An 11982-nucleotide genomic window follows, 5' to 3' on the forward strand; every position below is an offset into this window, starting at 1 on the left:
AAGCATAAAAACCATTGTGAATTAGAGTGTTGCGGATACATTCTCAGAGAATATTAATATTTAGAAAATAAATTATTTTTCTCAGTTAGTTTAATCAAAATTAAAGTCACTGGTGTGTGGTTAAAGATTTTTAATATAACTTTGTTAATAATTGATAAATTATTATCAGTTTAATAAGGTAATAGGTAATTACCCCTAGATAGCAGATAAACTTATTCGGTATTTCATGGTCTAACGAGAAGTTTCATTTTATCTCCTTTAGATTCATTGCTTTAATTGGCTGTTGTCACAGGTTCATAAGTTAAAACAATGGGGTTGGTTTAAAGTTTTGCGATAAGGATTTTTATGTTTTTAAGACATTTGACAATAGGGAAGAAGCTGGCAATGGCTTTTTCCTTAATGGGACTGATTTTGCTGTTTATGGGTATATCGTCTTTGTATCTTTTTCATACGATGAATTACCAAGTCCTTGATATTACTGACTCTACCATCCCCAGTATGAATATGGCGAATGGCATCCGTGATGAAGTCGCGGATTTTCGTCGTTATGAACTTGGTTATTTTTTGATTAAAGATGATCCTGTGACTAAAGCAAATTACCGCAGTGTGATGGATCAAAAACAGAGTAAGTTAGAAGGCTTAATCAATAGTTATGGCAAAACGCTTTACGATCCGCAGGAAACAGAAACTTATAATGCCATCGTAAATAATTGGGGCGATTATTACAGTTTCCATAATCAGGTGTTTGATTTATTAGAGCAGGGAAAAAGAGAACAAGCACAGAAACTCTTTTTAACTGAGGGGCCTAAAAAGTTTAGTATTATTATGGCCGATGCGAAAAAACTGGTGCAGATAAATAACGGATTTGCTAATGATGGCAAACGTTTATCTGAAAACAGTTATCACACAGCTAGAGTCAGTATTGTTATTATTACGCTGATTGCATTGATGATGGTGATTATGCTGGCCAGTATTTTAACCCGCCAGATCCGTGACCCATTAATCATGTTAGTGGGGCAGGCGCGTTCAATTACCCAAGGTAAACTGGGGCGTAGCGAACTGTGCGAATGGCTGGATAATGACAAAATCAACCATGATGAGATTGGCGCCCTGGCCAAGGCTGTGCGGGATATGAAAAATGGCCTGCGGGAACTTGTGGCCGAAATTACCTCCTCGGTATCGCAGTTAAGTTCTGCTGTAGAAGAAATGAGTGCCATTTCAGAACAGTCTGCCCAGGGCATGAGTCAGCAACAGAGTGAAATTGATCAGGTTGCAACAGCGATGAACCAGATGCAGTCAACCTTGGGTGAGGTGGCTCGTAATACCACGGAAGCGGCTAATGCAGCCAACCATGCTCGTAGTGCAGCTGAACACGGTAATGATATTGTGCAAAATACCGTGACCAGTATTGATGCCGTAGCAGATAAGCTGGATATCGCTTCTGGCGTGGTACAACAATTAGAGCAGGACAGCCACAATATCAGTATGGTGCTGGATGTGATCCGTGGCATTGCGGATCAGACTAACTTGCTGGCGCTTAATGCTGCTATCGAAGCTGCCCGAGCCGGTGAGCAGGGTCGAGGGTTTGCTGTGGTCTCTGATGAAGTGCGTACATTGGCACAGCGGACGCAGGATTCAACTGAAGAGATCAGCAAAACCATTGAAATGCTGCAAAGTCGTACCGCGCAGGCCGATGAGGCAATGCAGGTCAGCCGCAATCAGATGCAGAGCTCATTAGAGTTAGCGGGTAAGGCCGGGGAAAGTATTGTCAGCATCAATACTGCTGTAAATACGATTACAGACATGAATAATCAAATTGCCAGTGCGACAGAAGAGCAAAATGTGGTTGCGGATGAGCTTAACCGCAATATTACCACTATTCAGGGTGTGGCAGATGATAATGCTCAAGGTGCGCGTCACACTGCGACTACCTGCCATGATCTAAATAGATTGGCCACTGAGTTGCTGGAAACCACTCGTAGGTTTGAACTCGATTAATTGTCACGGCAATCGACATTGTTAGGATGTCAGTGGTTAGCAAAAACCCGGCTTAGGCCGGGTTTTTGCTATGGTTAAGAAATGGGTATTTTGTTTATTAATGTTTCATTTTTGAGCAGAAAAATACGATATTATTTATGATGGATTATTAGCTAACTCAGAATATGCAAAGTATCAAATATCATTTTGAATAAAATATAAATCTGCTCTTCAAATTATAAATTGAAGTCACTTTTATTCATTATATAAATTAATAATGATTTTCATTGTTTGTAAAATTGATATCAATATCAACATAGCCGTGTTGCTACGTCCTAAGCTGGCTATAACGCCTGATTATCGCGTTGATTCACTTTTCGTAGATGGTGAAATTCATTGTCAACCGTCAGCATCTTTCCATTAAGCTTGCTGAGGCTGTAAATTGTTATATGGTAAAAACAATCAGTTATAGCTGTTCATCGTCTCAATCAACTACTGCTATTACAGATCCTAATGTGAAGCGTATTAAAACCTCGCGGTAGTGCAGTAATCCACAATAATAAACCTGTCATACATTCGTTAATATTTAGCGATCTCGTTACATTTTAACAAGCAACCTCAAATTCTGCCTAATAATTTAGCTGGTGATGCAAAATTAATCGGAAAAACTTTTTGAAGTGTAAATTTAACTTTCACTGTGGGCATCTTTATATTGTCATGTTATTTTAATTGAAAGTTAATGTGCTGTTTATTGGGCTTAAATCAAATTCCATGGCGTCAGATAATCGTATCTCCCATATTTTTTGAACAACATAGTATATTTTCTTCATTTAATAGTTAATGAAGTGTTGCTGTTATTTAAACGCTAAATGATCAATTGGTTTTAATAGTTCGCGATAAGGTTTTTTATGTTTTTACGACATTTAACGATAGGGAAAAAGTTGATATTAGCTTTTTCATTAATGGGCCTCATTTTGCTTTTTATGGGAATGTCCTCATGGTATTTATTTTATAAAGTCAATGAAGAAGTTGTTGATATAACCGATTTAACTATTCCAAGTATTAATATCGCGAATGGCATTAGAGATGATATTGCTGACTTTCGTCGTTATGAATTAGGTTATTTTTTAACTGAGAATGTGCCTTCTGCTCATGCTAATTATCAAAGTGTTTTAGTGCAGAAAGAAATAAAACTGAGAGAGCGTATCAGTAGTTATCGTCAGATGCTATATGATGCGTCAGAAGCTGATATTTATAATGCGATCATCAAGCATTGGGATATTTATTATCGCTTACATCAGCAAGTTTTTGCCTTGATAGAGCAGGGGCACAGGGATCAGGCGTTAACGCTCTTTTTAGAACAAGGTCCTCAAAAATTCAGCGTTATCATGACGGATGCGACAAAATTAGTAAAATTGAATTATGATTTTGCCAATGAGAGTAAGCAGATATCACAGGAAAGTTATGATTCTGCCAAGCTTGGTATTATCGTGATGACGTTACTGGCATTAATGATGGTTGTGTTGTTAGCCGGGATTTTAACGCGTCAAATATGTAATCCCTTAATTATGTTGGTGAATCAAGCTCAATCGATTACTCAGGGAAAATTGGGACGAAGTGAACTATGTGATTGGCTGGATAATGACAGAATCAATCACGACGAGATTGGGGCATTGGCTAAAGCGGTAAGGGACATGAAATATGGGCTGCGGGATTTAGTTGCAGAAATTGCTGCTTCAGTTGTGCAGTTAAGTGCGGCTGTTGAAGAAATGAGCGCGATATCAGAACAGTCAGCTCATGGTATTACCGAGCAACAGTGTGAAATTGAGCATGTGGCGACTGCGATGACACAAATGCAGTCAACCTTGGGTGAGGTGGCGCGTAATACAACAGAAGCCGCCACGGCGGCTAATCAGGCTAGAACGGCCGTAGAGCAGGGAACCGAGGTGGTGCAAGAGACGGTTAGCAGTATTGATGCCGTCGCAAATAAGTTGGATATTGCCTCAGATGTGGTACAGCAACTGGAACAAGACAGCACCAATATCAGTATGGTGTTGGATGTTATTCGTGGGATTGCTGATCAGACTAATCTGTTAGCGCTGAATGCGGCGATTGAGGCTGCACGTGCTGGTGAACAGGGGCGGGGATTTGCGGTGGTCTCTGATGAGGTGAGAACGCTGGCACAACGGACGCAAGATTCCACTAAAGAGATCAGTCAAACCATCGAACTGCTACAAAGTCGCACCGCCCAAGCCGATGAAGCCATGCAAAATAGTCGGCAACAGATGGAGAGTTCATTAGCATTGGCCGGTAAAGCTGGTGAAAGTATTGTCAGTATCAATACCGCGGTTAATACCATCAATGATATGAATAATCAGATTGCCAGTGCTACAGAAGAGCAGAATATGGTTGCTGATGAGTTAAATCGGAATATGACGGCCATCCAAGGGGTGGCTGATGATAATGCTCAAGGGGCAAGACACACTGCTGCGACCTGTCATGATCTAAATCGACTGGCCACTGAGTTGCTGGAAACCACCCGTAGGTTTGAACTCGATTAATTGTCACGGCAATCGACATTTTTCAGGATGCCAGCATTTGATAGAAAACCCCGGCTTAAGCCGGGTTTTTCTTAATATGTCTCATAATACTAAAACTTGGTGTTTTATTTTTTTGGGCTTCTGAACCTTCCCTAGAGAGGAATTTTCGTCGGTTGGTTCCGGCTTCATATCTGTCAATTCCCTGTCCCTGTGATGCTCACAGAAAACTAACGGAAAATAGCTGGAGAGTCCAGATTGTCACTGGAGTGGCCAAAACGCTGAATTTAAAAAAGTGCTAAAGGGTGTGGTCGTTATGATGCAGAATGGAATTTTAGCGGTGGACTATTGAAATATCACAATAAAAGCTGGTCTCCCCACAGGAGCTATTTTTGACATTAACTGAAAATAACTGAATTTTACGAATCATTATAAATCAATAGGTTGAAAGATTATTTAGTGTTTTGACTTTATTTAACCGAACTTACGCTATTTTAACTCCGGGGGCGGCACATAGGCGGCACCAGATTTGAGGCTAAGTTCATATGAATACTGAAAATACCTTCACAAAACGTGCTCTCGAAGGCAGCAAAAATCACCGAAAAAAGGTACAGAATCGCTGATTTTGGCCACAGAGAGTCAGTAAATGGCCTGATTCTGGAAGTTTTGCCCTCGGGTAAAAAAGTTTTTCGCTTTCGCGGCAAGCACTTAGGAAAAGACACCTCAGTGACCATAGGCGAGTTCCCGGCAATTACCATAGAACAAGCCCGCAGGCGGGCAAAGCAAATCGCCTCAGACTTTGCCGAAAGCACCATAACGAGACAAAAAAAGCGGCTAAACAGGAGCTTGTACGTCAGGCACTGTTGTCGATGTTGGTACAGGAGCTGTTTGATGCCTGGGTGCTGGAGTTTGAACTCAAAATCAAGATAGGTGAGCGGCGGCCTAAGTCATTACAGGATGCCCGTTCAACCTGGAGAAATCATCTACAGGCTGCAATAGGTCATTTGCAGGTGGATACCATTGATAGTGTGCAGGCTGAAACCCTGTTGAAGCGCATTTTAATCAAGACCTCAGTCTCAGTGCGTAACAAGTGCCTGACACTGCTCAAATCCATGTATGGGGAGCAGGAAGTAAATCCCTTTACCAAAGTCAAAAAGCTGGCAGAAACCAAACGTGAACGCATTCTCAGTAAAGATGAAGTCAGAAGCCTGATTGAAAGTCTGAACGAAGAGCCGCAAATCTACCAGGACATCATCACGCTGTTGCTGCTGACAGGTCAGCGCAAGTACTGTGTGTTGAGTATGGAATGGCGGGAGATAGATCATCAGCGCGGGATCTGGTTAATCCCCACAACCAAGATGAAAGCAAAGAAAGCTCATGCTGTGCCGTTAACGGTTGAGGCTATGGAGATCCTTAAACGCAGGAGCACAGAGGCTGCGGCAGGTCAGAAATTCGTGTTTCCGTCCCTGGGTAGCAAAACAGGCCATGTAACCGAGAAGTCTGCCAAGGGCAGTTTCTGGTATCGCATAACTGAAAGGGCGGGGCTTCGTGGTGAAGGCAAAGGGGAGAGCGTCACTATCCATGATCTTAGGCGAACCATTGCCAGTTGGAGTGTAATGCGCGGTGGTAACATTCAAACCACCAGTAAACTTTTGGGACACAGTGACATCAGTATCACGGCCAGTACCTATGCTCATCTGGATATCGAGCAAGTAAGGGCTGAACTAGGGATTACTACGGCAGCTTTGCTGGGTAGGAATGTAAAGGTGGAAGAAAGCAGGGTAGAGAGACTGGTCAAAGAGATAGAGCAACTCTCGCCAGAGGAGAGGCGAGAGTTGATGCTCAGTATCCTATAAATACAAGAGCCCATTTGATTATATTGTATGGCTAGTATTTTAAATGTCTCGCGAATTCAACCTCGAAGTGCACCACTCGCTTCATTAAGCTGCTTTTCGTAATTCATCGAATACTGCAGCAGGTTGTTTGAAACCAAGGCTCTTCCTTGGGCGTAAGTTAAGTGCTCGTTCAATGTCAGCAATTTGCTTATCCGTTACCGTGCGTAAATCAGTTCCCTTGCGGATATACTGCCGCAACAGACCGTTGAAATTCTCATTCAACCCACGTTCCCATGATGAATATGGGTTGGCGAAATAGATATCTGCCTTCAGTGCTTGTGCAACCTTTTGATGGTCACAGAACTCGCTGCCATTGTCTGCCGTGATGGTATGAACATGACGACGATACTGCCACAACATACCTATCATCGCCCGGCTCACATCGGCTGCGCTTTTGGCGGGCACTTTACGGATTAGGTAGAGTTTGCTTTTGCGTTCAACCAAACTGACTATGGCACCAGAGCCTTGTTTTCCCAACACCGTATCGGCTTCCCAATCACCTAATCGTGCTATTTCGTCGACAATTGCCGGACGATGCTCAATGCCTATGCGATTTGGAATGATAACCCGTTTCGCATGGCAGCCTTTGCGATACTTACGGTGACTGTGTCTCAGTGCTTTATAGAGCTTGCCGCCATGCTGCTTATCCTGCTGAATAAAACCATAAATCCATGCATGACTGACATAGCAACCGATGCGTTGACCTACACCAGCGATTTGTTCAGGACTCCACTTTTGCTTCAGTCCGAACTCAACGAAAGTGACAGTTTTTTCAGACACTCGATTTTTGGCAGCCTGGCAGCGGCGCTTAACTGTCTTGGCCTGTGCAACTTCAGGTAAATAATGATTGTCACGAATACGGTTGCGACGAACCTCTCTACTCACCGTGCTGTGGCTCACTTTTAAGCGTTTGCCGATTGCTCGATAGCTGAAGCCCTCGCGTAAGTAGGCTTCGATTTGGTATCGTTGCCCTTCGTTCAACTGCTTGTAACTCATGGTAATGACTTCTATTTGTTTGGCGACAATAGAGTACCACCTACAGGCAGTTGATCTCTTCTCACCGTTTAACCATGAGTGGTGCACTTATTATCTGAATTCAAGCTCAGTGTTAAAACAAATTAGAAGGTATCATATTCTTCTTTATTTATGCTAATTATGAATCCAGACACTGCTATTATGTTTTTTGTGTTTATAATGATATCTGTTTTTATTTTGATTCGAGATATAATCATAATGTCTAACTGCGACATTGGTTTATATTGTGATGAATAACGGTGATTATGCGCTGCCAACTATTTTTTAGAGTCTATTGGATTTGGTTGAATAAAGGTTTGCAAATTATATGCTTTTAAGGTTATTGAAAAAACTCGGTTGAGTTTTAAGTGATAACATTCAACTCTTGTCTATAACACGGCAAGAGTTGAATGTTATGTTGTGTAAATGGTGTTTCTTAATTTAACTACTGCAATAATTACTTGGAGTTATTTGATTTATATGCTCCTATGTCGGAATAATTCCTTGCATTGATTGTATCTCCTGTTTACAAAGGCTAGGGATGTTCAGCTTGCTTACATCTAGTAGTTTGATTTTAGAATAGTAATCATCGAGGTCATTTGTCTTAGGGATTATATTTCTAACTTTTAATAGATGAAGTGCTGTAAATCTAGAAAGCCCCGTCGCCATGATGTTTAATGCGTCTTTATTGCATGTTCCGAATTCTAGGTATATATGATATGGTTCAAGTTCTACATCAATGATTTTTCGTTCTATCATTACATACTTTAAAATATCATTATATGCAGAGAAGTATTTAACTAACTTGAATCTAATTTCGTTATCCAAAACATCTAAATATTCTCTGATTATTTCAGATGTCTTCATTTCTATATTTTTTGATTTGACGTAGCTAACTCTCGAATGTAATATCTCGCTAAGAGATTTACCCCATGCCCAATTATAAGCTAAGCTGTTTATCAAGTTTATATAAGGTTCGCTGAACTCTAGATTGAAACAGCTATTAAATAGTCCAATGGCTTTTTTCATCTTTATGTTTGCGCCTGATGTGTGTGGATTGATTAGTAAATAGTTATCTAGACTTGCATTTTTTGAAATGACGTCAAATAGTCGTTGTAGATAATCTGGACGAATACTTTTGTGTTTTTCAATAATAGACTGGGGGAGCTGTGTTTTAATGCTTGAAATTGCTTCTAGAGTTTTATCAAGTGACTCTGAATTTTCAGTATTTCTATATGATTCAATCTCTATACCGCTGTCAGAGTAATGATAATCCTGAAATATTTTAACAAGTGCAACTTCTGCATCATTAACAAATTTTTTAGAGATTGTATCATTGAGTAGGTCTTGTATTAATTTTCCACCATCATTCATAATGCTGCTTATTGCAGATGTGATTTCTTGGAGTTTTTCTCCCTCATATGAATTCGTATCCCATGAGCCTGGCCTAATGCACCAAATGTTACCGTGGAATTCTTTTAGTAACCTACCTGCACGCCCAGACAAGTTCAGGAAGTTGGCTCTTGACATTGGCGATGTTCCTGACATCGGGTTCTCAATGATGATGTGTTTAGCGGGTAAGTTTACCCCTTGTAATAGAGTGCTGGTACAGCAAATAAACTTAATCTGCTCACTTTTGAAGAGGTTTTCAACACCAGTTCTTACTATTGATGGCATTTTGCCATAATGAAAACCAACCCCTGACTTTAGGCAGTTAATTAATGGATAATCAGGGTGAATTTCTTTTGCAATGAAGTCAATGAAGATTTCTATATCTTTGGTTATAGTAAAATCATTGACACAGTTTCTTACCTCGGCTGCAACCTTTTCAGCATCAGCAGGGCCATTAGAAAAAATTATGACAGACTCTTTATTTTTGGAAATGGAATATGCCAATTTCGCTCTTTGGGCTGCTTTGTTATTTCTAAGTTTGAAATCTAGCTTTCGGATTCCCAGAGGCAGTTTTTTATTTTCTTCCAATAGTTCGAATTTTGCTTCTCTTGGACTTCTATGCACCTCATCTATAAGAATTATATTTTGTGCTACTGGTGATATGGTTTCAGTGAAAAACTTCCCATTGTCGAGTTTGTTAAATATGTTTAGGAAGTAACCGGGGTTTTTAATCAACGGACTTGCAAACAGAATTTCTGCATGAGGATTGCTTTTGATTAAAAAGTCAATCGCACTTTGGAGTAGTATCCCTCTGTTACCATTCTGAATTTCATGAGCCTCATCAACAATTAAAGATGTAATGGTTGGGGTATTATCTTTTTGTTCGAACAAAAAGTTCATAAGTCGCTCTTGGGTGAGGACATAAATCACACCAAGCTTTGCCTTTTCTTTTGATATCGGGAAAGGCGCTGTTCTAATTATAACATCGTCAAGATCGTATTTTCTTAACGCCTCTCTTATTCTATTTGATACTTCGCTGATAAGGGCTCTCGTAGGAACAATGTACACAATGCATTGGTTGTTATTCTTTTGTATTTTATTTACAAGGTTTAGGCTTAGTACAAAAGATTTCCCCGCAGAAGTAGGCGCAGATATGCTCAGAGTTTTTTCATTGTTTAAAGAAGAAAAGAAGTTATATTGAAAGTCTGTTAGTTTTATTGCCTCATCATTTATAAAAATCGAATTCTCAATTTCTCGGCTAAGGCATTCGAGTTTTAAGTAGCTAGATTTATTTTTGTTATTATAATCAAATCTCTGCTGAAGTAGTTGCCTGGCAGGAAAATTTCCAAGTCGTGACATAATGACTTCTGCGAAGTTGAGGAGGTTATCTTTATTAACTCCTCCTAATTCAATTAGTCTAGTTATTATTTCATACGACAATGTTTTGTCTTCGGCTGAATCTGATAGTGATAATATTGAGGCGTATCCCATCAACTGGTTTTTTTCTTTTTCGCTGAGTATTAGTTCTTCGCTTGTGGATATACCGGGAAGTTGAGTCAGGGTGCTACTAATCTTTAGCTTTTCTATGATGTTCTTCATATTTACCACTATAATCAGTCTAATGCAGCATTGAAGGCATTTCGAAATTCTACTACAGACGGGAAAGGCAGAAATATAACATCTAATACAAGATGTTTTTTATCGAAATTGTCAAGCTTCTTCTGTAGTAAATTTGTTAATTTTGGTGCGTTTGTTAAAAGCTCAGTCTCAAATGTTTCCTGGATCTCTCTATGCTGAAGTGATGCTGTATTTGCATAACCTCCATAATCATATCCAATTAAGCATGCATGATTGATCCTTACATTTGGACCAGGGTTTCCATTTATGAATAGATTAGATATTTCCTTTTTAACTTCTTCGTCTGCATATTTAAAATGCTTGGTAACCATCGTGAACTCATGTTGGTACATTTTAATATCATGGAAATCACTTATACTTTTTAGTGCTGATGTCATTGCGTCTGCAGCATTTTTATATAGTTTTGACTCGCCAAAATAGAAGTCAACCATGTCTAACTCAGAATTCCATCTTGCGTGAATACCATCTGAACCTTTTACTTCGTCCTTATGGTTTGTTTTTAACTCCATTTTAGATACCATTTGTGGAGCTTCGAGAACAGCTTCTAGTAAAAAGTAGAGTAACGTTTCTCCTGCTTCACCAGTTTTGTCCGGAGAATCATCAGTAACTTCTGGATGTCTAAATAGTTTTCTAGCTTCTTTGGTTAATATGGCTGACTGTTTATTAGATAGGTTATCTTCTCTATTCCTTGCTGATAGGCAGTAATCAATGATATACCCATAAAGAGTGTCTGCTAATGCATTAACCATTGGCATTTTGTTACCATCGAATTTCAGATGGTGAAGCCTAATTGTCGTTTCAACGCCAGTGATTGAAAGGTTATGCTCAACAATATTGATGCAGTTTGAGAAGTCAGGTCGCTCAACTGATATCTTGTTAGCGATGTCTTTTACTAATTTCATAGACTGTTGTTCTGGGTTTGTAGTTAACGATTGGGGTATTATGCAATGAACATGGATAAGGATTTGTTATTTATAATCTTTCAGTATGCTAATTGCATGATTCATCATTTTTTCTAATCCAACATCGGATTTTTTTAAGTAGTCAATATCGGTTTTATCTGGATTCTCCCAGTGTTTCCCTTTTATAAAACATTTTTCAGCAAGTTTATTGACGTTAAGCACTTCAAGGGATAGACCTAACTCCGTCCAAAGCATCGATAATTCTTCCTCTGTCCCGACGTCCCTCGTTCCCGTTTGTTCTCGTTTTTTAAGATAAAGAGCTGTTTTTCGAGAGGCTATGACTACACGTTTTAAAGCTTCAATAGATTCTTTTTTTCGTTCTTCCTTTGCTCTTTTTAGATTTGATATCCAGCTACTACAATGCTTGATTAGCTCCCATAAGGAGATTGTTGTTACTAGTTCGATCATAGAATTGCCCTTTGACTCATTGTTTTACCCGAAGACGCTACCGCCCCTGAATTATGGGTTCCAGCGTCCCTGCTGCCCTGAATGGGGTAAATTTTGGCTGTTCTTACGAAAGGTACACGGGACATTATCACGTTATAAGAGGTTGTTATGTAAGACATC

Annotated in this window: 8 protein-coding genes; 4 read left to right on the top strand and 4 right to left on the bottom strand. The window is 39.7% G+C overall.

Annotation, left to right across the window (positions count from 1 at the left end):
* Positions 1–345 precede the first annotated feature (345 nt).
* The 4 genes from NFHSH190041_RS06220 to NFHSH190041_RS06235 all read left to right on the top strand — a co-directional run bounded on the left by NFHSH190041_RS06220 (position 346) and on the right by NFHSH190041_RS06235 (position 6370).
* Complete coding sequence (locus NFHSH190041_RS06220) at positions 346–1998, top strand: methyl-accepting chemotaxis protein (RefSeq protein WP_261924402.1); 1653 nt, start codon at positions 346–348, stop codon at positions 1996–1998.
* Positions 1999–2885: 887 nt separating this feature from the next.
* Positions 2886–4538 (top strand): methyl-accepting chemotaxis protein, encoded by a 1653-nt coding sequence (locus tag NFHSH190041_RS06225; protein WP_261924403.1) that lies wholly within the window; start codon positions 2886–2888, stop codon positions 4536–4538.
* 549 nt (positions 4539–5087) lie between these two features.
* Positions 5088–5444, top strand: coding sequence for an Arm DNA-binding domain-containing protein (locus NFHSH190041_RS06230; protein ID WP_261924404.1), 357 nt, complete (start codon positions 5088–5090; stop codon positions 5442–5444).
* Positions 5384–6370 carry a tyrosine-type recombinase/integrase gene (locus NFHSH190041_RS06235; protein WP_261924405.1) on the top strand — a complete coding sequence of 329 codons (987 nt, stop codon included), beginning with the start codon at positions 5384–5386 and terminating at the stop codon, positions 6368–6370. The genes NFHSH190041_RS06230 and NFHSH190041_RS06235 overlap by 61 nt, the downstream gene beginning before the upstream one ends.
* 84 nt (positions 6371–6454) lie before the next feature.
* Here NFHSH190041_RS06235 and NFHSH190041_RS06240 read toward each other — a convergent pair whose 3' ends face one another.
* The 4 genes from NFHSH190041_RS06240 to NFHSH190041_RS06255 form a co-directional block, all read right to left on the bottom strand.
* Positions 6455–7405 carry an IS30 family transposase gene (locus NFHSH190041_RS06240; RefSeq protein ID WP_261924406.1) on the bottom strand — a complete coding sequence of 317 codons (951 nt, stop codon included), beginning with the start codon at positions 7403–7405 and terminating at the stop codon, positions 6455–6457.
* A gap of 504 nt (positions 7406–7909) precedes the next feature.
* The gene (locus NFHSH190041_RS06245; protein ID WP_261924407.1) at positions 7910–10414 is read right to left on the bottom strand and encodes a DEAD/DEAH box helicase; all 2505 of its coding nucleotides are present in this window, start codon (positions 10412–10414) and stop codon (positions 7910–7912) included.
* 14 nt (positions 10415–10428) lie between these two features.
* On the bottom strand, positions 10429–11355 hold the full coding sequence (locus NFHSH190041_RS06250) for a DUF1837 domain-containing protein (protein WP_261924408.1): 927 nt from the start codon (positions 11353–11355) through the stop codon (positions 10429–10431).
* A gap of 66 nt (positions 11356–11421) precedes the next feature.
* A complete protein-coding gene (locus NFHSH190041_RS06255) occupies positions 11422–11823 on the bottom strand; it encodes a hypothetical protein (RefSeq protein WP_261924409.1) in 402 nt (133 codons plus the stop codon).
* Between the last annotated feature and the right edge of the window lie 159 nt (positions 11824–11982).

Source organism: Shewanella sp. NFH-SH190041 (assembly GCF_024363255.1).
In the GTDB taxonomy this organism is placed as follows: domain Bacteria; phylum Pseudomonadota; class Gammaproteobacteria; order Enterobacterales; family Shewanellaceae; genus Shewanella.